The 23,003-nt window shown below is 42.5% G+C and carries 23 protein-coding genes and 1 tRNA gene; 7 read left to right on the forward strand and 17 right to left on the reverse strand.

Features of this window, described 5'->3' with window-relative positions; translation table 11 throughout:
* Window positions 1-391: 391 nt before the first annotated feature.
* A complete protein-coding gene (locus BHC43_RS03950) occupies window positions 392-1,123 on the reverse strand; it encodes a DUF3472 domain-containing protein (protein WP_218966450.1) in 732 nt (243 codons plus the stop codon).
* A 330-nt stretch (window positions 1,124-1,453) separates the two neighbouring features.
* Between BHC43_RS03950 and BHC43_RS03955 the strand changes: the two genes are divergently transcribed.
* From BHC43_RS03955 to BHC43_RS03965, 3 genes are all read left to right on the forward strand, one after another.
* Window positions 1,454-2,221: an energy transducer TonB gene (locus BHC43_RS03955; RefSeq protein WP_100156580.1), complete on the forward strand. Its 768-nt coding sequence runs from the start codon at window positions 1,454-1,456 to the stop codon at window positions 2,219-2,221.
* Window positions 2,222-2,303: 82 nt separating this feature from the next.
* Window positions 2,304-2,969 (forward strand): MotA/TolQ/ExbB proton channel family protein, encoded by a 666-nt coding sequence (locus BHC43_RS03960; protein WP_100140989.1) that lies wholly within the window; start codon window positions 2,304-2,306, stop codon window positions 2,967-2,969.
* A 3-nt stretch (window positions 2,970-2,972) separates the two neighbouring features.
* Entirely contained in the window at window positions 2,973-3,386 is a 414-nt protein-coding gene (locus BHC43_RS03965) for an ExbD/TolR family protein (protein WP_100156581.1), read from the forward strand.
* A gap of 471 nt (window positions 3,387-3,857) precedes the next feature.
* On the opposite strand, the gene lpxA is transcribed toward BHC43_RS03965, so the two are convergent.
* The 13 genes from lpxA to rpsB all read right to left on the reverse strand — a co-directional run bounded on the left by lpxA (window position 3,858) and on the right by rpsB (window position 16,651).
* Window positions 3,858-4,634, reverse strand: a complete 777-nt coding sequence (gene lpxA / locus BHC43_RS03975; protein WP_100151456.1) for an acyl-ACP--UDP-N-acetylglucosamine O-acyltransferase — start codon at window positions 4,632-4,634, stop codon at window positions 3,858-3,860.
* Window positions 4,635-4,741: 107 nt separating this feature from the next.
* A complete protein-coding gene (gene fabZ, locus BHC43_RS03980) occupies window positions 4,742-5,200 on the reverse strand; it encodes a 3-hydroxyacyl-ACP dehydratase FabZ (RefSeq protein WP_100140993.1) in 459 nt (152 codons plus the stop codon).
* Between the two features lie 4 nt (window positions 5,201-5,204).
* A complete protein-coding gene (gene lpxD / locus BHC43_RS03985) occupies window positions 5,205-6,266 on the reverse strand; it encodes a UDP-3-O-(3-hydroxymyristoyl)glucosamine N-acyltransferase (protein WP_100156583.1) in 1,062 nt (353 codons plus the stop codon).
* A gap of 8 nt (window positions 6,267-6,274) precedes the next feature.
* Window positions 6,275-6,775 carry an OmpH family outer membrane protein gene (locus BHC43_RS03990; RefSeq protein WP_100140995.1) on the reverse strand — a complete coding sequence of 167 codons (501 nt, stop codon included), beginning with the start codon at window positions 6,773-6,775 and terminating at the stop codon, window positions 6,275-6,277.
* Window positions 6,776-6,799: 24 nt separating this feature from the next.
* Window positions 6,800-9,175 carry an outer membrane protein assembly factor BamA gene (bamA, locus tag BHC43_RS03995; protein WP_100156584.1) on the reverse strand — a complete coding sequence of 792 codons (2,376 nt, stop codon included), beginning with the start codon at window positions 9,173-9,175 and terminating at the stop codon, window positions 6,800-6,802.
* A 3-nt stretch (window positions 9,176-9,178) separates the two neighbouring features.
* Window positions 9,179-10,519 carry an RIP metalloprotease RseP gene (rseP, locus tag BHC43_RS04000; protein ID WP_100156585.1) on the reverse strand — a complete coding sequence of 447 codons (1,341 nt, stop codon included), beginning with the start codon at window positions 10,517-10,519 and terminating at the stop codon, window positions 9,179-9,181.
* Between the two features lie 14 nt (window positions 10,520-10,533).
* Window positions 10,534-11,736, reverse strand: a complete 1,203-nt coding sequence (ispC, locus tag BHC43_RS04005; protein WP_100156586.1) for a 1-deoxy-D-xylulose-5-phosphate reductoisomerase — start codon at window positions 11,734-11,736, stop codon at window positions 10,534-10,536.
* A gap of 7 nt (window positions 11,737-11,743) precedes the next feature.
* Window positions 11,744-12,553 (reverse strand): phosphatidate cytidylyltransferase, encoded by an 810-nt coding sequence (locus BHC43_RS04010; RefSeq protein ID WP_100156587.1) that lies wholly within the window; start codon window positions 12,551-12,553, stop codon window positions 11,744-11,746.
* A 3-nt stretch (window positions 12,554-12,556) separates the two neighbouring features.
* The gene (locus BHC43_RS04015) at window positions 12,557-13,306 is read right to left on the reverse strand and encodes an isoprenyl transferase (RefSeq protein ID WP_100151462.1); all 750 of its coding nucleotides are present in this window, start codon (window positions 13,304-13,306) and stop codon (window positions 12,557-12,559) included.
* Between the two features lie 28 nt (window positions 13,307-13,334).
* The gene (gene frr / locus BHC43_RS04020) at window positions 13,335-13,892 is read right to left on the reverse strand and encodes a ribosome recycling factor (RefSeq protein ID WP_100141001.1); all 558 of its coding nucleotides are present in this window, start codon (window positions 13,890-13,892) and stop codon (window positions 13,335-13,337) included.
* A gap of 130 nt (window positions 13,893-14,022) precedes the next feature.
* Window positions 14,023-14,742, reverse strand: coding sequence for a UMP kinase (gene pyrH / locus BHC43_RS04025; RefSeq protein ID WP_100141002.1), 720 nt, complete (start codon window positions 14,740-14,742; stop codon window positions 14,023-14,025).
* A 171-nt stretch (window positions 14,743-14,913) separates the two neighbouring features.
* Window positions 14,914-15,786: a translation elongation factor Ts gene (gene tsf, locus BHC43_RS04030; protein WP_100141003.1), complete on the reverse strand. Its 873-nt coding sequence runs from the start codon at window positions 15,784-15,786 to the stop codon at window positions 14,914-14,916.
* Between the two features lie 115 nt (window positions 15,787-15,901).
* On the reverse strand, window positions 15,902-16,651 hold the full coding sequence (gene rpsB / locus BHC43_RS04035; protein ID WP_100141004.1) for a 30S ribosomal protein S2: 750 nt from the start codon (window positions 16,649-16,651) through the stop codon (window positions 15,902-15,904).
* A gap of 201 nt (window positions 16,652-16,852) precedes the next feature.
* On the opposite strand from rpsB, the gene BHC43_RS04040 reads away from it, so the two are divergent.
* Entirely contained in the window at window positions 16,853-17,455 is a 603-nt protein-coding gene (locus tag BHC43_RS04040; RefSeq protein WP_100151463.1) for a 5-formyltetrahydrofolate cyclo-ligase, read from the forward strand.
* Between the two features lie 189 nt (window positions 17,456-17,644).
* On the opposite strand, the gene nfsB is transcribed toward BHC43_RS04040, so the two are convergent.
* From nfsB to BHC43_RS04055, 3 genes are all read right to left on the reverse strand, one after another.
* A complete protein-coding gene (nfsB, locus tag BHC43_RS04045) occupies window positions 17,645-18,289 on the reverse strand; it encodes an oxygen-insensitive NAD(P)H nitroreductase (protein ID WP_100151464.1) in 645 nt (214 codons plus the stop codon).
* Between the two features lie 270 nt (window positions 18,290-18,559).
* Window positions 18,560-19,498 carry a nuclease-related domain-containing protein gene (locus tag BHC43_RS04050; RefSeq protein WP_100156588.1) on the reverse strand — a complete coding sequence of 313 codons (939 nt, stop codon included), beginning with the start codon at window positions 19,496-19,498 and terminating at the stop codon, window positions 18,560-18,562.
* Window positions 19,499-19,772: 274 nt separating this feature from the next.
* Window positions 19,773-19,857 (reverse strand) — tRNA-Leu (locus BHC43_RS04055).
* A gap of 205 nt (window positions 19,858-20,062) precedes the next feature.
* On the opposite strand from BHC43_RS04055, the gene BHC43_RS04060 reads away from it, so the two are divergent.
* From BHC43_RS04060 to BHC43_RS10985, 3 genes are all read left to right on the forward strand, one after another.
* A complete protein-coding gene (locus BHC43_RS04060; protein ID WP_100156589.1) occupies window positions 20,063-20,713 on the forward strand; it encodes an SCO family protein in 651 nt (216 codons plus the stop codon).
* Window positions 20,714-20,812: 99 nt separating this feature from the next.
* Window positions 20,813-21,466 carry an ATP phosphoribosyltransferase gene (gene hisG / locus BHC43_RS04065; protein ID WP_100156590.1) on the forward strand — a complete coding sequence of 218 codons (654 nt, stop codon included), beginning with the start codon at window positions 20,813-20,815 and terminating at the stop codon, window positions 21,464-21,466.
* A gap of 30 nt (window positions 21,467-21,496) precedes the next feature.
* Window positions 21,497-22,984: an NYN domain-containing protein gene (locus tag BHC43_RS10985; protein ID WP_180297423.1), complete on the forward strand. Its 1,488-nt coding sequence runs from the start codon at window positions 21,497-21,499 to the stop codon at window positions 22,982-22,984.
* The last annotated feature ends 19 nt before the right edge of the window (window positions 22,985-23,003 follow it).

The following is a 23,003-nucleotide window of genomic DNA, read 5'->3' on the forward strand; positions in this document are numbered from 1 at the left end:
TATCCGCACTCACACTTATCGGTAATCTGTTCTGTTAAAGAGCGTTGCTTTCGACTGCGTTCTACTTTAAACTGTTTCGTTCGTTTCGGCTCGCGTCTCAGCGAAGAAGGCGAACTATACGCCCCTACATACACCCTGTCAACTACTTCCCCCTTTTATTTTTATACAATCTGCCAATTCTCTGTTTTAATAAGTTTTATTTTTGGTCTTTATGACTGCATTGAAGTTTGCTTTAGCTTGCCAAGAATATGACCATAAGTTGATCTTTGTTTGATTGACACGATTCCTTTCACATAATACGGGAATCTTTTGGTTAAATGTTTTATATAAGTTGTATTTTATTAAAGATAAAAGCACGCCGACAGCGTGCTTTTATCATATGGTTTATAAATTATTTATATCCGCCTTTAACTAAGGTTCCACTTTCGTCATGCTGCCAAGTGATCGCCCCAGGACATGCAGCTGAACCTCTGGACAATGTAGAAATAGTACCTTTAATGGTGTTATTGTTGGCGGTTGGTGGCAAAAATTTAACCTCATAGTAAGGCCATCCTTTTTTATCACACGTCAAATGGAAGGAGGGATTATTCATTTTATAGTTTTCGATCCATGAAATTTGTTTACTGGCCAAATTACCCGCAGATGGACTTACTTCCCACTGTCCTATGATATCTCGGCGTCCTGTAGTTAGATTTGTTACTGTTCCCATCAGCAAATTTCCATTTTTCTGAACCCGAAACGTAAATGTATCGCCTAACTCTCCTGGTATATACATACGACAAGTGGCACCACTTCTAGCGCCATCAGCCCCACCCTTACAATTTGCATGCCTGGCAATGGTGTCTTTACGAAAACTACTAAACAACACCATAAACTGACGAGAACCATCTTTTGCGTTTTTAGTAGGTTGAATACCGGTATACCCAATCCCACCACCACCTGTGAAACCGAACTGATTTGAAAAATAAAACTCATCAACGGGAGCAGCCTGATTAATGGTAATACCAAAGGTTATATTTTCTATTACTTTATTAGTAGGAATATTCCAGTTTAGTGTAGGGGTAGCGGCTAAAGCATAACCAGTAGTAAATGCCATTGCCATTGCTATAATTCGTCTTTTCATAACTTTCTCCTTAAAATATTTATTAATTATCTGAGTCTGAGCAATCTTATGCCTTTTATGCTTGCGCATATTGTCTCTTTAATATTTTATCAAAAAATAGTAATTATTCAAATGTTTAAAATTTTCATTAGATATATGTAGGTGTTGAGATTAGAATCTTAAAATATTTGTCTTATTAAGAAGATTTTTTGCTTGGTAATGGAGCTTAATATTTAGCTAGCTTGACTCTAATCAGCGTAAATTTCTTAGTTTGCACTATCGGAATAGGCATGTGTTTTAGTGTTAAGTCATGTTGCAAATAGGAATGGTTTCTATTATCATAATCAAGATATGGAAAACCAACGTAAAGCCAATTTTTTGATTGTTGTTTTTGTTCTCAGCATGCATGTGCTTTTATTCTGGGCAATTGCTATTCATTCTCAAAAAATTGATATTGATACAAAAATACAATCCCTTAGTTTTGTCGATTTAGGTATGAGTGGACATCAGGCTACTCCAGATGTTGCACCTAGTTCACCAACTAAACAACCTGTCGTACAGAAACAGATCATGAAGGTTTCGGCAACTAAGAAAATGATGTCGGATAAATCGATAATTAAACCTGTGGCTTCGATTAAAAGACAAAGTGAATTTAGTGTTAATCCTACTAAAGAAGATAAGCCTAAATTAATACCCACAACGGCGAAGCCCAGTCTTATCAAGCCGACTTCTGAAAATAATTCATCTGCCTCTATTTCTTCTAATAATGAAGGTAAATCTGACTCAACATCTACAAGTAATAAAAATAACGCTGACCAAGCTGGCGGTAGTTTAGTGGTACCCAAAGACTATCAGGGCGGCTATCTAGCTGCCTTACGGCCTGTTTATCCTCCTGAATCGATGAATAACGGTGAAGAAGGAGTTGTTGGAATCACCGTATCAGTATCTGCAGATGGTAAACCCCTAGATGTAGCAATCAGCAAAAGTAGTGGATTTAGCCGCTTGGATCGTTCAGCCAAACAGGCTGTACTGAAATATCGATTTAAACCGGCTACTCGTGGCGGTATACCTATTCCGTATAAATATCATTTTAATGTTGCTTTTAGAATGCCTAATTAAGAGTAGCTAGCGGTAATTTAGTTTTTATATCTATTTAGATGATTTAATTAAATCATTATTAACTTTGAAGGTAATTATTTTTATGGACGGTAATATTGCTTCAATTTATGCTCAGAGTGGCTGGATTTTGCTGACTGTTTTAGCCATTCTTGTCTTGATGAGCATTATGACCTGGATTATTGCATTGATGCGTTGCTGGAGCTTATGGTGTGCCAGACGGGATAATCGCACTGCTTTAAATTGTTTTGCTTCAGCAGAAAATCTGACTCAGTTACAGCATGAGTTGGCTGATAATCAGTCTCCGGTAGCAAGTCTTACCCGTGATGCTCTGCGTGCGAGCAAGCTATATCATGATCAGGCTAATCATTCTTTAGCTGCGGCAATGCCTTTTAATCGCTATCTTACCAGTCAGATTCGCAATAGTATGGAGCAGATTTTACGGCGCTATGAAAGCGGATTAACCGTTTTGGCTTCTATTAGTTCGAGTGCGCCTTTTATCGGGCTCTTTGGTACGGTATGGGGTATTTATCATGCTTTAATTAATATCGGGCATAGTGGGCAAATGAGTATTGCTGCTGTTGCTGGTCCCATAGGGGAGGCGCTGATTTCTACCGCCATTGGTTTGTTTGCTGCTATTCCGGCTTTGTTGTTTTATAACGGTTTGGTTCGCAGCAAGAAAAATTTAAGTCGTGATCTGGATGGTTTTGCTCATGACCTGCATGCGCAGCTATTAAATAATGGGGAATAAGTGATGGCATTTGGTCATTTTAGCGATGATGAGGTTCATGAGTCAGCAGATATCAATGTAACGCCACTGGTTGATGTGATGCTGGTACTGTTAATTGTGTTTATGATTACCATGCCGGTACTGACTCACTCTATACCATTAACCTTGCCTACTACAGCAAATTCGCAGCAAAAGGCTGAGCCCAAAGCGCCATTGCGATTATCGATTGGGGCTGATGGAGAATATAAGCTGGGTGACAAGTCTCTTACATTGACACAACTACAAAATAATTTACATTCAGAAGTGCAAGCTAATCCTGATGTGGTATTGGCAATAGCTGCTGATAAGCATGTTGCTTATGATCATGTTGCTCAGGTCTTGGCTGCAGCACGGGATGCAGGTTTGGTGAAGGTTGGCTTTGTTACAGAAGACAAGTAGAGGTTTAATTTGGATTTGTAATACAGACTAATTTTACTGGAAGATAGATGGACTTTCTTATAAAAGAAAGTCCTTTTTTGTTCAGCTTCATATTTTTAATGAAATTGGTTATCAATTTAAGCCATTTATTTGCTCATGAATATAAAAAATTCCTTAGTGATTTTAAATATTCTGCACAATTTGTTGGGAAAGCTAAATATGTATTTACTATAAACAGGGTTAAATTTTTTTATTAAAATTTTGTGTAATTGCTATGAAATTATAGAAGCAGGTATCCAATCAGAACTTTTATATGAAAAATAAAATTATTTATTATGCAGGATAATAAAATTGTCGGCTGGACTGGATAAAATTTATATTAAACAATAATAAATCTGAGTTGAGATGTGATAATAACTTTATACAGGCAAAGCTGGATTTAATAAATAAAACTGGTAGATTTTATAATCTACCAGTTTTATTTATGCTGTTTTAGCGAATGACGCCACGGGTTGAATGAGTAAAGAATTCTTTAAAGATATGTAATTCCGCTGCTGTATCTGCTTCTGTAATAATTCTGGACTTGGCCTCGGTATAACTTAATCCTTGTCGGTAAAGAATTTTGTATATGCGTTTGATGTTGGCAATTTGGTCTGCTGTGAATTTATGTCGTCTTAAGCCTTCGGTATTGAGTCCTGCTGGCTCAGCACGATATCCAGCTGCCATGACATATGGTGGCACATCTTTATGTACACCAGCTGCGAAAGCTGTCATGGCATAATCGCCGATATGACAAAATTGATGTACAAGTGAAAACCCGCCCAGTATTACATAGTCACCTATCACTACGTGACCAGCTAGTGACGCATTGTTGGCAAAGACTGTGTGACTGCCAACGACGCAATCATGCGCTAGATGGACATAGGCCATTATCCAGTTGTCGTCACCAATGCGGGTTTCTCCAATACCAGTAACAGTACCGGTATTGAATGTAGTGAATTCACGAATAGTGTTATGGTTACCGATAATCAGTCGTGTGGGTTCCCCACGGTATTTTTTATCCTGTGGTATTGCTCCGAGCGAAGCAAACTGAAAAATACGGTTCCCTTCTCCAATAGTGGTATGCCCGTCTATGACAACATGCGGTCCAATATCGGTATCAGCACCAATCTGCACATTGGCACCAATTACGGTATAAGCACCCACAGATACGCTACTATCGAGTTCGGCTTTGGGATCAATAATGGCTGTGGGGTGAATCTGCGTCATGTATATTTCCTACATTCGTGATTTACGACCAGTTTAATCATAAGTGATTAATGATACTATTATAAATTTTATAAGAGTCATGAATATTTGTGGCTGTTGGATAGCTTTTATTTATCAACTTTTCGTTTAGCACACATGATATCTGCCTCTGCGGCTATCTGATTATCCACCCAAGCTACTGCCTTGAATTTTCCGATATCCCGTTTGTTGGCCACAAGATTAACTTCAAATCTAAGCTGATCTCCCGGTATGACCTGGCGTTTGAAACGGGCATTATCTATGCCAACAAAAAAATAAATTTCATCATCATCCCGTCCACCGTGATTCAGGATAGCCAGTGTACCGCAGGCTTGAGCCATGGCTTCGATGATGAGTACACCAGGCATAACTGGGAAATCAGGGAAATGACCTAGAAAAAAAGGTTCGTTAGCGGTAACATTTTTGATTGCAGTTAAGGTCATGGCTTCACTGTCGTAAGCTGTGACACGATCAATCAGTAAAAATGGATAGCGGTGAGGCAATAATTTCTGAAGTGTTCGAACGTCTAAAGGTAGAGACCAATCCATTGCGTTAATCCTGTTGGTTTGATGAAGTGCCGTTTAGCTCGGCTAACTGGTGTTCCAAAGCTTTTATTTTCTGGTTCATTTCGTGTAAATGCCGAATGTGTGCGGCATTTTTCACCCAGTCATTGTGTTTTTGTAATGGAAAAATTGAGGCGTAGTAACCGCTTTCTTTAATGCTGTGGCTGACAGCAGTAGCTGCGCCTATAGTCGTTTTGGGCGGTATATTTAAATGACCACCTATCATCGCTGCACCACCGATTACGGAAAAATCACCGACTTCTGTGCTGCCAGCTATGCCGGTACAGGCAACAATAGCAACATGAGCACCAATTTTACCGTTATGGCCTATCATTACCTGATTGTCGATTTTGGCATCTTTTTCAACAATGGTATTTTCGATGGCACCGCGATCAATGGTGGTATTAGCGCCGATATCGACATCATCCCCCAAAATCACGCAGCCGGTCTGAACGATTTTAAACCATTCATTTTTTTGTTTATCCCAGGCAAAACCAAATCCATCGGCACCGATGACACAACCGGAATGCAGTTCAACGCGGTTGCCTAGCTGACAACCATGATAAATGGTAACGTTGGCGTGAATGACGCAATCATTACCTATGATGCAGTCTTCTTCGATGACCGTACCTGCCAGTACGCGTGTGTGTTCACCGATAACGCAACGTTCTCCTATAACAACATTAGCTCCGATTTCACAACTGTCGGCAATTTGTGCTGATGGTGAGATAATGGCGCTCGGATGAATTCCCGACCTAGCTTGTTGGAGTGGATGAAACAGACGTGCTACACGAGCAAAATAGAGATAAGGATCATCAGTAATGATCAGTGTACGCCCCACTAATGCTGCCGCTGATTTTTCGGTAACAATTAAGACGCCTGCACGGCTGGCTACTGCATCTTCCCGCAGCCGGGGGTTGCTCAGGAAGCTGATATCATGCTCCTGTGCCTGTTGCAATGAAGTAATGCGTGTGAGAATGACATCATCGCCACGCAGTTCCCCACCAAGTTGTTTAACCAACGCTGAGGCAGTTAGGTGATTTTCAGCCATTTTTTACCTTACTGTTTCTGAGCATTAAGTGCTTTGATGACGGCATCAGTGATGTCAAATTTGCTGTTAACAAATATGGCATCTTGTATGATTAAATCATAGCCTTCTTTTCTTGCCATATCGATGATAACTTTGTTGGCATTTTGCTGAAGTGAAGCAAACTCTTCGTTGCGGCGCAGATTGTAATCTTCTGCTAGTTCTGCTGCTGCTGTTTTATATTGCTCATCCATTTGCAGCATTTGCTTAATTTTGTTTTCTCGTTCAGCGACGGGAATTTTTCCAGATTCAATCGCTTCTTTTAATTTCAGACCTTCAGTCTGCATGGCTTGCAGTTTTTTCTGCCTCGGAGCAAATTCTTTATCCAAGTCTTTCTGAATAGATTGAGCCTGAATTGATTGCTGATAGACTCGACCAGTATCAATAAAGCCAAGTTTCTGTATGCTTTCTGCCCATACCAAATTGTATGAAAACAGAGTAGCTACGAGTGTTAAAAAAATTTTCTTAAGCATTTGTTAGTCCTTATCTGACTGCGATTAGAACGTGGTTCCTAACTGAAACTGGAAGCGCTGTAACTGGTCTTCCGGTTTTTTGTGTATCGGATAAGCATAACTGAATTTTAATGGCCCCATGGGTGATAACCATGTTACAGCCAGACCAGCTGAATAACGTACTTCGTTACCAAAGCTGGATTTATGGGTTTTGGAACCACCATAAGGGTTCTTTTCATCAAAATAGTTATAAGTTTTGTTGTCCCATACGCTACCGGCATCAGCAAACATACTCAAGCGGACTGTATGCTGATCTTTAATACCCGGAAACGGGAATAACAGTTCAGCAGTAGCTGTGGCGATATAATTACCACCATAACTGCTGGAATCACTGCTATAGGAACCATCACTGTAACGATTGAAATATTTCGGACCTAATGTGCCGGACTCATAACCGCGCACAGAACCCAACCCACCACCATTGAAGGCATACATAAATGGCAGATCTTTGGTTTTACCATAGCCATCGGCATAACCAAGCTGTCCGTACAGCATGACAGTAAAGTTTTTGCTAACGGGGAAATACCAGCGCTGGTCATGGCTTAGGCTGTAATATTGTAAATCACCACCTGGTAAACCGCTGTCAATATTAGCATTCATTATGTAGCCACGCGTGGGCCACAATGCGCTGTCTGTGGTATTACGTCCCCAGCCTACGGTACCTTTAAATATCCAGTTATCTTTTCCGTATTTCTGAACAAATTCAGCATAACGTTGAGGAGCATAGTCGCCATACAGATTAACAGCGAGATGTTCTGCACCCAAGCTGAAGTTCACGCGGTCGTATTCAGTAATGGGTACGCCCATGGTCATAGCGGCACCAATTGTGGTCGTTTTATAATCCATGGAATTACTGTCAGATTTACTGGGGTTGTAACCTCGATAATAGACGTTGTAGCCCAGACTGACGCCGTCGGGGGTAAAGTACGGATCGGTAAAGGACAAGGCAGCAACCTGATTTACCTTGGAACGGGATAATTGCAGACTAGCGGATTTACCGGTACCAAACAGATTGTCCTGAGAAATACCAGCCGACAGGAGTAGACCGTCATCTTGAGCCCAGCCAGCGCCAACATTGATGGAACCAGTAGAGCGTTCTTTCACGCTCATATCCAGGTCAACCTGATCGGGTGTACCGGCCACTGGTTTGACATCTACTTGCGCATTATCAAAATAACCCAGTTGCTGTATACGTTCTTTGGAACGATTGATTTTGGATACGTCATAGGGTGCGCGTTCCATCTGTCTTAACTCACGCCGTAAGACTTCATCACGGGTTTTGTTGTTACCGGTAATGTTGATTTGATTGACGTATACTTTACGGTCTGGCACGACGTTGAGTACGAAATCTACAACGTGTGTTTGTTCATTCGGGATGGGTCGAACATCTACCTGACAGAAAGCATAGCCGGAACTACCCATTTTTTCCTGAATGGCTTTGATGATATCAATCATTTTGGAACGGTTATACCATTTGCCTTGTTTGATTTTAACCAGCTTCTGCAATGAATCTATGGGTACTTCGCGTGTGTCTCCGCTTATGGTTACCTTGCCCCAACGATAGCGAGAACCTTCGTTTACGCTGATATTAATCATTTGCGCCGTTTTGTCTTCACTGCTATTAACTTTGACATCGGCAATGCGGAAATTCAGATAGCCATGATCTTGATAGAAGTTATTGATTTTATCCAAATCCTGCTGTAGCTGACTGTCAGAGTAGCGGTCATCACGGGTCAACCAGCTGGTCCAGCTTTTCTGGCTTAAAGACATCTGATTGCGCAAGGTATGAGCGGAAAACTGTTGGTTGCCGCTGAAGTTAATAGACTTGATGGTAGTAGTCGGACCTTCATCAATTTTTAGTTCGAGTGCTACACGGTTACGTTCAAGTCGAGTCACTTTGGGAGTGATTTTAACCGCATTCTTACCTCGTTGATGATATGCATCCTGCAGGCCATGCAGGGCTTGCTCTAGTGTGGCTGGATTAAAGACACGTGACTGACCCAGACCAAAATTACTAAGATTTTTCTTGATATCGTTATTGTTGATTGATTTACCGCCGGTAACATCAAAGCTACTGATAATCGGGCGTTCAACAACTGTCAGGAGAACCTGATTCCCCATTGTTTCCACTCGAACATCATCAAAAAAACCGGTAGCGTATAATTTTTTAATGATTTCTGCACCTTCGGCATCATTGAATGTATCACCGATTTTAACTGGCAGGTAACTGAAAACGGTTGTCGGTGCGGTACGCTGTAAACCTTCTACCCGAATGTCTTTTATGGTAAACGGTTCGACTGCCAAAGCCAGTGAAGACAGGCCTAAGGCCATTAAACTGACAGTTATCTGTTTTAATTTCATCATTCATCCAAACAAGCGGGTAATATCATTGAAGAAAGCCACCAGCATCAACATTAACATGGCAGCAATACCAAAACGCAGCCCCATTTCCTGAATGCGTAAACTGAGGGGCTTGCCGCGAATCCATTCGATCGCATAATACAATAAATGCCCGCCGTCTAACACGGGAACGGGTAATAAATTCAGTACACCCAGACTGACACTGACCAAAGCCAGAAATTCAGTATAGCTCTGCCAGCCCATGGCTGCAGTTTTTCCAGCCACATCAGCTATGGTCAGGGGACCGGATAAATAATGTAAGGATGCCTGACCAGTGAGTAATTTGGCAAACATGGAAAGAGTGAGTGTAATGTAATCCCATGTGCGCTGCATAGCCAGCTGCACTGATTGAAAAAAACTGGGCTGATAATGTTGGCGTATCTGGCGATCCCATGCTTTATCACGCATGGCTCCAACACCAACCTGGCCGATGATGGTGCCGTTTTCGAGTACAGACTCAGGGCGCAGACTGGTATGTTGAATTTGTCCATTGCGTTGATAACTAATATCTAGTCGTGCTCCGGCACTGGCTCGGATATTATCCACCCATTCTTGCCAGTTACTAATTTTGCGGCCATTTATGGTTAACAATATGTCCCCGGCTTGCAGACCTGCTTTGGCAGCTACGCTGTCAGGTACGACCATGCCTATCTGGTTGATTACTTTAAACGGCACGATACCAAGATATCCTGTTTTAGCTACATTAGCCGCTGCTTCGGTACCCGCAATGTTGAACAGACGCTTTCCAGGTTGTCCTGCGGCGCTGATGACATCTACCAAAACTTTGCCAGCATCCAGATTAAGCATGATTTTGGCTTGAGCATCTGACCAATCGGTAACTGGCTGTCCATTCACACTTAAGATACGGTCACCAGACCGAAAACCGGCATCTGCTGCTACACTTGCTGGCTCTACCATCCCAACCCATGGCCGCATCTGAGTAATACCGCCGATGCTGAAACTGGCCGCATACAAAATTATCGCTAGAATCAAGTTAGTTAATGGACCGGCAATGACGATAGCAATTCGTTTCAGAGGATGCTGACGGTCAAAGGCAAAAGGTAAATCAGCCTCACTGACCTCCCCTTCCCGTGTGTCTACCATTTTGACATAACCGCCTAGCGGAATGGGAGCCAGACACCATTCAATGTTGGCACGTTTGATAGAATAGAAAGGTTTACCAAAACCGATGCTAAATCGCAGCACTTTGACACCGCACCAGCGCGCTACCAGCAGATGGCCTAATTCATGCAAACTGACCAGAAGTAAAATGGCTACGATAAAAGCAACTATGGTTAGTAACATGGTTTATCCTGTATTCAGCTGGCAGCCCTACCGGCCACCCATGTTTTAGCAGCACTACGCACCTGCTCATCCAGAAACAGAAATTCTTCGATGGATGCTGCTATAGAGCCGCTGAATTGCTGCAGGCAGCTTTCAACGACCTGTGCCAATTCAGTAAACCGAATCTGCTCATCCAGAAAAGCGGCCACGGCAATTTCATTAGCTGCATTCAGGACACAAGAGCTGGCGTCATTGCTGCTGTTCAGTACATCATATGCCAATTTCAGGCAGGGAAAGCGTACAAAATCCGGTGCAAAAAAGTTTAAGCCACTTAAACGCGTAAAATCCAGTTGTTTGACACCTGAAACAATTCTATCTGGCAACCCCAGACAATGCGCAATCGGTATGCGCATGTCCGGCTTACCCATTTGTGCCAGTACAGACCCATCAATATAGCGTACCATACTGTGTATCACACTTTGTGGATGGATAACTACTTCCAGCTGTTTAGCTGTTACATTGAATAACCAGCGAGCTTCTATCAATTCCAGCCCTTTATTCATCATGCTGGCAGAATCTACTGAAATTTTACGTCCCATTTTCCAGTTAGGATGGTTTATTGCTGCTTCTGGGGTAATTGTGGCAAATTCATCCAACGGTGTATGCAGAAAGGGGCCACCTGAAGCCGTCAAAATCAGCGATTCCACGCCAGCCAGTTGAGGATTACCCTGATAATCAGCAGGCAAAGACTGAAAAATGGCGTTGTGTTCGCTATCAACCGGTAATAGACGCGCACCGTACTGCTGTACAGTTTGCATAAATAAGGCTCCAGCCACTACTAAAGTTTCTTTATTGGCCAGATATATGATTTTACCGGCTTTAGCTGCGGCAAGAGTCGGTTTTAGTCCGGCCGCGCCAACAATAGCAGCCATTACAGCATCAGTTTCACTGGCCTGTGCCACATCACACAGCGCCTGCTCACCATACAATACTTCGGTTTTCAGTGCCGCTGTCTGTAATTGTGCCTGCAATACGCAGGCCTGCTGGGCGGTGGCCACCACTGCGTACACCGGTTGGAAACGAAAACACAATTCGGCCAAACGATCAATTTGCTGGTACGCTGTCAAAGCAAAGACAACAAAGCGTTCGGGATGGCGGCCTATAACATCTAGCGTATTCAGGCCTATGCTGCCGGTAGCACCCAGAATGGTAATTGATATCGGATTACAACCATTCATCAGTAAATCACTTTATATTAAAACATACCACTAAAGCGGCATAAACGCTGAGTACGGCTATCAGGGAATCTACCCGATCGAATACACCGCCATGTCCAGGCAGAAGCTTGCTACTGTCTTTTACACCACCTGCACGTTTGAGCCAACTTTCAAGCAAATCGCCACAGATACTGACAGCGGTCAGAATAGCCGCCAGAATCATGGTTTGCCACGCCGGCAGATTAACAGGTAGCCATTCGCGCTGCTGCAATATTAATGTATATATTGCAACGCAGAATACGGCACCTATTGCCCCTTCCCAACTTTTATTCGGGCTGATGGTCGGTGCTAGTTTACGTTTACCGAATGCCCGGCCAACAAAATAGGCGGCAATATCAGCAATCCATACTAAAGCCATGATCGACAGTAGTGCAGTGGCTGATCTGGCATCTGGACGCAGAGAAATTAAAGCTTGCCAGAAAGGCAACATTAAGATCCAACCGGTCAATACACCAAGCAAGTTTGCTTTAACTTTCCATTTAAATTTTAACCAGAAGGGTACGATTATCAGCCAAAACAGCAATACAACTATCTGTAACCATACAGGTGTGTAAGTCTGTTGATGATAAAGATACAGGCAGAAACCACCTGCTGCACTCAGCAGTAAATAGAGTAGGTTTTGTACATGGGTGAAATGGACAATACGGGCATATTCCCATAAAGCCAGCAATGCAATGAGGCCACTGAAAGCAGCCCATAAGCTGTTATTGGCCCCAAACAACATACCTATCATTAAGGGCAACAGGATTAGTGCAGTGAGAATACGTTGTTTGAGCATATGTCAGGGACGCTGTTGAGTAAGAGGCAGCTGCTCCGAAGTTCTACCAAAGCGCCGCTCCCGCACCTGATAGGAGCGGATGGCAGTAGCCAGATGGTCTTCGTCAAAATCTGGCCACAGCACCGGTGTAAAATATAATTCGGTGTAGGCAAGTTGCCATAAGAGAAAATTACTGATACGTGTTTCACCACCGGTGCGGATGAACAGGTCTGGTTCTGGTGCATCGCCAAGTGAAAGATAGGGCAAAATGCTGCTTTCAGTTAGCTCGGTAGCTCCTGCCTGAATGGCCTGATTGGCTGCATGCAGAATATCCCAGCGACCACCGTAATCTGCAGCAATGGTCAGAGTAAGGCCGGTATTGGCTGCAGTTAATGCTTCAGCATCTTCAATACCTTGTACAATTTCTGCAGCAAACCGGCTACGATCACCGATAACTCGCAGGCGCAGGTTGTTTTTATGCAATTTCTGTACACGTTTCTGTAAGGATTGCAGAAACAGATTCATCAGGAAGTTAACTTCATCTACCGGCCGCCGCCAGTTTTCGGTTGAAAAAGCAAAAACAGTCAGATACTCGACACCCATACGGGCACAGTTTGCTGTCATGTCTTCCAGCATTTCCAGACCTTTTTTATGCCCCATGATACGGGGCATCAACCGTTTTTTGGCCCAGCGCCCGTTTCCATCCATGATAACGGCAATGTGACGAGGTATGTCTGTGTGTTCTGGTACGGTTTGGGTACTACTGGTAGTCAAGATACATCCTTTACGGGGATTTACAAGCTTAGATGGCCATCAGGTCGGCTTCTTTGGTTGCCAGCATTTTATCAATTTCAGCTATGTATTTATCAGTCAGCTTCTGAATGCCTTCTTCACCGCGGCGGGCTTCATCTTCGCTGATTTCTTTGTCTTTGAGTAGCCGTTTGAGGTCATTATTGGCATCACGACGAACATTACGTACCACAACGCGACCATCTTCTACTTCGCCACGTACTACTTTTATTAGATCCTTTCGGCGCTCTTCAGTAAGCATTGGCATCGGCACGCGTATCAAATCACCCATGGCAGCTGGATTCAGTCCGAGATTGGAATTGCGGATGGCTTTTTCGATAACGGCGGCCATTTTACTTTCAAAGGGTTTAACACCGATGGTACGGGCATCTAGCAGAGTTATGCTGGCTACCTGACTTACAGAAACCATGCTGCCGTAGTATTCTACTTCTACCTGATCCAGCAGACCGGTATGCGCACGGCCGGTACGAACTTTTGCCAGATTATCGCGCAATACATCCAAGGATTTCTGCATTTTTGTTTCAGCGGTGTGTTGAATTTCGTTAATCATGAACATTCCTGTCTGAACTGATTGCATTTATTTCAATTTGTTGAAATTTCGGCAACCAGAAAAGGGCAAACGCGCATACTAACGCAGTTATACGCGTCAACTCAAGTTAAGTTAATCTGTCTGGCGATTTTTAAACATGCACCAGTGTACCTTCATCTTCACCCATGATGACTTTTTTCAATGCACCCGGTTTGAAGATGCCAAACACCACAATATTTAATTTCTGCTCACGACATAAGGCAAAGGCTGTGGCATCCATTACTTTTAAATTCTGGCTGATTGCTTCATCAAAGGTGATTTGCTGATAACGTCTAGCCTCTGGATTGGTTTTGGGGTCGGCCGTATATACACCGTCTACATTGGTTGCTTTTAACATAATATCACAATTCATTTCCACACCACGTAGGCTGGCTGCAGTATCGGTGGTAAAAAATGGATTGCCGGTGCCGGCAGCAAAAATGACTACTTTACCTTCTTCTAAATATTGGATGGCTTTGGGACGCGCATAAGTTTCGGCAACCTGCTGCATACTCAAGGCAGACTGGACGCGAGCCTTTATCTGCTGGGTTTCGAAGGCTTCTTTTAAGGCAAGGGCATTCATTACTGTGGCCATCATGCCCATGTAATCGGCGGTGGCGCGCTCCATGCCCTTGGCAGACTGAGCCATACCACGAAAGATGTTACCACCACCTATGACGATAGCCACTTCTACCCCCATTTCGACCACTTCTTTAACCTGTGCGGTGATTTGCATGATGGTATCGCGGTTGATACCGAAAGCATCTGGCCCCATCAGGGATTCACCGGATAGCTTCAATAATACACGCTTGTATTTTGCTGGTTTGGTCATGATCATTCTTTCTATCTGATTGCCATTAGATTTTTAACAGCTATTACTATAATTTTCAAAATATATTGGGAACTTTTATTTCAGCTATCTCAATGCGATGAAAGAGATAACTCAAAAAAAAGCACCCTGATTCAGAAATCTGAATCCAGAGTGCCCTTGGCATTTACTGCCTTATACTTTGGAAGCAGCGGCTACTTCAGCAGCGTAATCTACTTCTTTTTTCTCAATACCTTCACCTACGTGGAAAGCTACAAAACGGCTGATTTCGGCATTCTGTTCTTTAAGAAATTTTTCCACGGTTTGGTCAGGGTTGATGACAAACTGCTGACCTAGAAGAGTTACTTCTGCCAGAAACTTCTGTACACGGCCTTCCACCATTTTTTCAATGATGTTTGCCGGCTTGCCGGAAGCAGCAGCTTGCTCTTCATAAATGTGGCGTTCTTTAGCCACAATTTCCGGATTTACTTCAGCAGCAGAGACACACTGTGGTTTGGAAGCTGCAATGTGCATAGCCACCTGACGAATAGCCTGAGTATCGCCACCTTTGTGCTCAACCAATACGCCGATTTTGGTACCGTGCATATAGGTAACCAGACTATTGTCGGTTTCAATGCGTTCAAAGCGGCGCACGGTGATGTTTTCACCCAGTTTGGCAATCACAGCTTTGCGGGCTTCTTCAATGGTTACACCGTCGTCGGTTTTAGCTTCAGCCAAGGCTTCCAGACTAGCTGGATTATGTACGGCAACGGCTTTGGCCACAGCCTGAGCAAACGCCATGAAGCTGGTATCTTTGGCAACAAAGTCAGTTTCACAGTTGATTTCGGCTACGGCACCTACTTTACCATCTACATATTCGGCAATCACGCCTTCTGCAGCTGTACGTCCAGCCAATTTACCAGCTTTGGCACCGGATTTAATGCGCAAAATTTCTTCGGCTTTTTCCATATTACCTTCGGCTTCCACCAGTGCTTTTTTGCATTCCATCATGCCCAGACCAGTAGCAGCACGCAAATCACCAACCATTTTTGCAGTAATTGCAGCCATGTTTTACTCCTTAAACTTGATTATACTCAGCCCGATGGATATCAGACTGAAAAAATACTTTAAAAAAAGGGGCACTAATGTCCCCCTTCTTTTACGAAAAATACGAAAGAGCTAATTATTCGGCAGTTGCTGCAGCCTGTTTTTCCTCAGCAGCCTGAGCAGCCTGAACCACTTCCTGCAATGATTGGGCTTTGCCTTCCAGAATAGCATCAGCAATACCGCGACAATACAGACGGATGGCTTTAGCTGAGTCATCATTACCAGGAATTACATATTTAACGTCGTCAGGGCTATTGTTGGTGTCGACTACAGCGATAACTGGAATACCCAATTTAGCGGCTTCTACCAGTGTACCTTTTTGATAGCCGGTATCGATAACGAAAATAGCATCCGGAAGACCTTTCATGTCTTTGATACCGCCCAAAGAACGTTCCAGTTTGGCTACTTCACGCTGCATTTCCAGCACTTCTTTTTTGCCATAGCCAGCTTCGGTAGCATTTTCCAGCGCAGCGGTTTTTTCTTCCAGACGTTTGATAGACTGTTTAACGGTTTTGTAGTTGGTGAGCATACCACCCAACCAACGATGATCTACGTAAGGTGCACCAGCGCGGGTTGCTTCTTCCTTAACAATATCACGAGCCTGACGTTTAGTACCAACAAATAATACGGTACCTTTGTTGGCAGCCAGACGGCGCACAACATCCTGTGCTTCAATAAACAGCGGCAGGGTTTTTTCCAGATTGATGATATGAATTTTGTTACGCGCACCGAAAATGTATTCAGCCATTTTCGGGTTCCAGTAGCGGGTTTGGTGACCAAAATGTACGCCTGCTTCCAGCATCTGGCGCATAGTAATTTGTGACATAATATCTATCCTTAAAGGGTTAAAGCCTGACACCGCCACGCATAGAACTCTATAAATTAAAGAGCACCCTTTCGCGTACGGTGCGAGCGTTATTTATTTTTTACCGAGGTAAAACGTTCGGATGATACAGAAAAAAAGCTGTTTCGGCAAGTGCACGATACTACCTCTGTTAATCAATTTATTTAGCCGTCTATTTTATTTATGCACCAGCATTACGATAAAACATTACTACGCCGCTGTTTGCGACAGCAGCGGCAACAAATAAAGCCGGAGCTCCGCAAAGAGGCCACATCGCAAATTAACCGCCTGCTTTATCCCTTGATAAGACGTGGCAAACGGATTGCAGCGTACTGGGCCATTGGTAGCGAATTATCATTGTGGTCTTTTATTGCCACGGCACAGCACCGCGGAGCCGAAGTCTATTTACCCAGTATTGCACCCAAGCAGCGCCAATTATGGTTTACACGTTGCCCGCACCTACCCCGACAGCCTGCCACAGCTCGCTATTTGATTTTGCATGGGCTTAAGCGCAGACGGAAGACAATTCCGCAGTTTGGCGGACCACGCCTACGCGCCCGCAGCTTAAACACAGTTATTGTCCCTTTACTTGGCATTGACCAGCAGGGTAACCGGCTTGGTCAGGGTGGAGGTTATTATGATGCTACGCTTGCAGCTTTACCACCATGGCATTTGAGATTGACCGGCGTGGGTTTTAAATGCCAGTTGATTGATAAAATAGAATCGGAAAAACACGATATCAGAATACCGTTTTTTATCTGTGAAGAGGGAATTCGAAATTTTTAATATGATTTTCTGGTCAGAATGAAGATATTTATTTGTGCTTATTATTCTCACTGGCTATTTATCGATTAAATAAATCCACTTTTAAGTAGTCGTCGGCAATCCAGCTATGAAAAAATAATTGGGCAGTTACGCAATATAGGTTACATGTAACTGCCCTTGAAGCTGTCTGAAGACAGTCAGATCTGATTATTATAAATGCGTAAAAATCTCTTGTTCCGGTAAGCGTGATTTTGGGCGGCTGGCATTACTGTCATGGGCTGCACGATAGCCTAGACATACCACCAAAACGCTTTTCAGACCTTGCTGCGGTAGACCAAGTATTTCATCCATTTTCTGGTCATCAAATCCTTCAATAGCTGTAGAATCGATGCCGACAGCCGTGGCCGCAAATAATAGTTGCCCTAGCACGATATAAAGTTGTTTACTTTCCCATTCAAGCTGGCTTTGCGGAGTAGAACTGTTTTTATTTACAAAGAAATGGCGACCTTTGTCCATCATTTCTTTTACTTCTCCTTCACCGAAACGGCCATCTTTTTCTTCTTGTGCCAACACCTGCTGTAAATGCTTTTCGTCCAACGGTTTTTTGGCACAAAATATTAATGTATGGGATGCATCAGCGACACGCGGATGATTCAGTTCTAGGATGGCTGGCATGATTTTTTCCCGCGCAGTATCGTTATCTACTACAAAAAAATGCCAAGGTTGTGAATTAACCGATGAGGGACTGTTTCTAATTACTTCAAATAACTGAGCTAATTGTTCAGGTGGTATTGTGCGGGTTTTGTCATAATGTTTCGTGGTATAACGCTGTTTAGAAATATCAGCAATATTCATAGTTGGCTCCTGTTACTTAACTACTATATTTGTATAATAATTCAGATATTTAATTTTATACAGTTTATTATCCTTGGTAGTGTGCTGCTATGACAGCCATGCTGTAAATCATTACCATTTCCTAACCACAGTTTAATTTCTGTATGTAGTTAATGTTATCTGATAATTTAGAAAAAGTATTGTTGAATATTTTTTTTGCAGTTACTAAATTTTTTTAAACAAAATGCTACTGTTTTATGACTGTATACGGAAATTGCCGTGGACAGGATATTATTGATGCTTTTGTCTAATTATTTGCTGGCATTGATAACAATAGGCTTTGCCGCCAAATATGTTTTTATGATTCCAGCAATAATTGGCAGCATCTGGGCTAATATTTTTACGACAAGCTACGCAAAAATAGCTGACAGGCTTTTTCATTGGGGTTAGGGTTTCTGTTTGCAGCTGTGGAGACGTAGCAATATTGGCTGAATGGTTATTTATTTTATTTAATCCAAAACATGCCAACCAGTCATGCTTTTGTGGATGATGTAGTTTGACCAACTGATGAGCAAATTCTTCTAGCCGGCTACGGGAAACAGTGCGAATAATGCTGAATATGCCTAAAGGTTTACTCAACTGCTTTACTTTTTCTTGCAACTGCTCATTCTTTATAATGTTATCCATTCCGGCTATTGTTTTTTTCGGGCGCCGGATAGAGCTATCGTTTGATATTAAAATTAGACTGTATATCAAAGGTTTAAAATACAATCCGCAAAGACTGGGGCATTGAATCAGCTTTTTCTGTAACAATTGTTTCAGGATACTGATATGGCGTTTGTTTTGTTCCAGTGGTGAAGGCATGCCTTGTCCTTGCCCATTATATCGGCGCGAAAATTCACCAAATTCATTGATTATCAATTCACCTGCTATTCTTTTGCTTTCACAAACAAATATCTGCAAATGGCGATTAATCAGTAAATGGTCTATCTGAGCTACTTTGTTTTGAAATTGCAGCCTTAAATCGTTGATAATTACCCAATCTGGGTGATTTCCAAAATGAAATTGCATTAGATAGGCTGACTCTTCTTCACCTTTGATGCCAGCACACAATAAACGGATGCGTTGCTCAATTTTCCGCTGCGTTTGCGGTGATAAATCAGGCCGCTGCAAGAGCTGTTGCAATATTTCTAAATCCTCTTGTTTACTATCAATTTGCTTAATAATCATTTTGTAGTCAATTTTAATAATTTAGATTGGCATATATTTTAGCTATATCTGCCCTGCTGATTAATGTTTGGTTCTTTTAAGATATTTTTCTTTCTACTCAGTTTATTGCTCATATCTGCCAATATTTATTTTAATCACTTTTGTGTAAACGTTTTTGTTGAAGTTTATACACGGTAATGATTTGGGCGGCAAATAGTTTGTGCTGCTTTTATTGTGTTGTCTCTACAGGCGGCAGACGTAAAAAAAACCGCTGATTTCAGCGGTTTTTTAAATCTGGTGCCCAGAGACGGACTCGAACCGTCACACCTTGCGGCGGGGGATTTTGAGTCCCCTGCGTCTACCAATTTCGCCATCTGGGCTAGCGAAGAATCGGCATTATAACGGATTTTCTATAGTTGTAAAGGTTTTTTTCTTGGTAGGGAATTTTTTTAATTATTTATGAATAAAATATTGATTTTATATTTGGATTTTTTTATATTTTACTTATTAATTTAAAATTAAAAATCTGTATTGTATTTTTTAGCTGAACATTATAAAGTACAATTTTGTAATACAAATCAATTTATGTTTAAAATCCATTTATCTGCGGCGTTAATTGTTTCGGCAATCATGCTATCAGCATGTCAGCCGCAAGTACCGGCTTCTACAGCCAAGCCGGCTGCCAGTGCAGATATGCCGCAGCATCAGCAATATTCTTTTGAAGGAAGCGATGTGCGCGATGCCGGTCTGGGCGGAGATGATTTTTCTTTGCTGGATGGCAAAGGTAAATCAGTACATTTGCGTGATTTTGGCGGTAAAGTGGTTGCACTGGTATTCGGCTACACGCATTGTCCAGATGTATGCCCCACTAATCTGCTAGCTTATGCGGATGCGATAAATCAGCTAGGAGAAAAGGGTAAGCAAGTACAGGTGCTATTTATTACACTTGACCCTCTGCGCGATACACCGCAAGTTATGGCTGAGTATGCACCAGCATTTAATCCGAATTTTATCGGTTTAACGGTAGACAAACCGCGTTTGCAGGCGCTTAATAGTGTGATTACCCAATATAAAATTGCGGTACATAAAATAGCAGGCAGTAGTGCAAAAGACTATCAGCTGGATCATAGTACTGGGACATATTTGCTGGACAAACAGGGACATACCGTGGTGTATGAACCACACAGCCAGACAGCAACACAATTGGCTCATGACATGAAACAATTGTTAGATTAAAATTATGTAATTAATATTTTTATAATATGCAAATTAATTTTTACGCAATAATAAATTTATAGCTAAAGATTTTTGCAGTGTCTAGATACTGATAAAAAAATGACTGCACAATTAACTATTGCGTTATCTAAAGGTCGTATTTATGAAGAAACGCTGCCTTTGCTGGCAGCAGCGGGGATTAAGGCTATTGAAGACCCGGAGTCATCCCGCAAACTGATTATTAATACGAATCATAACAATATCCGCTTGATTATTGTGCGGGCAACAGATGTGCCTACTTATGTGCAATATGGCGCAGCTGATTTTGGAATTGCGGGAAAAGATGTTTTAATTGAACATGATGGAGATGGTCTATATCAGCCTCTGGATTTGAATATTGCCCGCTGCCGGATGATGGTAGCCGTACGAAAAGGTTTTGATTATGCGGCAGCTTCGCAGCCCGGCTCCCGTTTGCGGGTAGCTACTAAATATCCGAATATAGCGGCAGAACATTTTGCCGGTAAAGGTGTGCATACTGATTTGATTAAGCTGTATGGATCGATGGAATTGGCACCGCTGGTGGGCTTGGCTGATGCAATTGTTGATCTGGTTTCTACCGGTAATACATTACAGGCAAATAATCTGCAGGCTGTAGAGCATGTAGTGGATATATCCAGCCGGCTGGTGGTGAATAAGGCAGCTTTAAAATTGAAATATTCATGTATACAACCAATTATTGATGTTTTTGCACAGGCAAAAAATCAAAAAATTTAGTTTTATTTATATTGAACAGGAATTATTTAAATGACAACGGAAAATTCGGCCAAACTGGCAGTACTTATAGATGCAGACAACACTTCAGCCAGTACGGTTGAATCTCTACTGGAAGAAATCGCCAAATATGGTATTGCCAGTGTCAAACGTATCTATGGTGACTGGAGCAGTGGCCTATCCAAATGGAAAGATGCATTGCTTCCGCATGCTATTACACCGGTGCAGCAGTTTGCCTACACAAAGGGAAAAAATGCTACCGACATGGCCATGGTTATTGATGCGATGGATTTACTTTACAGCAATACTTTTGATGGTTTTTGTATTGTGTCCAGCGACAGTGATTTTACCCGTTTAGCATCACGTATTCGTGAAAATGGCCTGACTGTTTATGGTTTCGGGCAAAAGAAAACGCCTGAATCTTTTCGTAAAGCCTGTGATAAATTTATTTATACTGAAAATCTGCTTAGTCATACAACGGTAGAACTTGGTGAAGACAAATCCCAGACACCTATATTCCGCAACAAGCGTAAATCTCCGACTGAACTGAAGCAGGACACAGCATTGATGAATCTGTTTCGCAATGCAGTGAAGGAACACGCTGATGATGATGGCTGGACGTCGCTGGGGGTAGTGGGACAATACATCAATAAGGTTAATTCTGATTTTGATGCTCGTAATTATGGCTATACTAAACTGTCCTATCTAATTAATGCCATCGATATTTTTGAAACGCAGATGCATGGAAATCATTTATGGCTGCGTTTGAAAAAACGCAGTAATAATCTGCTGCCGAAAACAGAAAATAAATCTTTTGCTCCAGTTGCTGAACCAGCTGCTTTTCAGCAGAACAATGACGCACCTTTGGTGATTACGATTCCGGCTGTCAGCAAAGCATCACCGGCGGAAAAAGTGAGTGTCAAGATTGAGCCGGAAGAAAAAACGAAGAATACTCAACCGGTATTGGTACAAATTGAAACCCAGGCGCCTGAATTCACCAGCTTTGATAAAAGCCGTGATGATCAGACTAAGCGCGGACGTGGCCGTCCTCGCAAAGCTGTATTTGAAACGGCAGTGACGGCATCAGAAAACAGTCGCGGCCGCGGCAGGCCAGCTAAAACTAGTTTCAACAGCCGCACTGCTAAATCCAATCGGTCTTCTGGCGAAACTTCCAGCCAGCATTATTGGAACCGTCTGGTACCGATGGTACAGAAAGCGATTGAACGAACCTGTGATATTGAAGGCTGGGCAACAGTAAGCTCGGTAGCACGAGAGCTGGTAACCAGTGATGGTGGGTTCAATGCTAAAGACTATGGCTTTGATAATGCCAATAATGCTATTTCAGCCATCAGCAATGAATGGATCGACAGCCGCAAAGCCGGCCGTGGTCTGAGAGTACGGGTAGTCAAACCGTATGATGTTGAAGTAGATGGCAATACCATTCCAGCACATGAGCTAGCTGCTAAAACAAAGTCTCCGGTTATCGATGTGGATGATGATAATTTCGGTAATAATATTTAATTAAATCTATCAGGATCGG

This window comes from Snodgrassella alvi, assembly GCF_002777855.1.
In the GTDB taxonomy this organism is placed as follows: domain Bacteria; phylum Pseudomonadota; class Gammaproteobacteria; order Burkholderiales; family Neisseriaceae; genus Snodgrassella; species Snodgrassella alvi_E.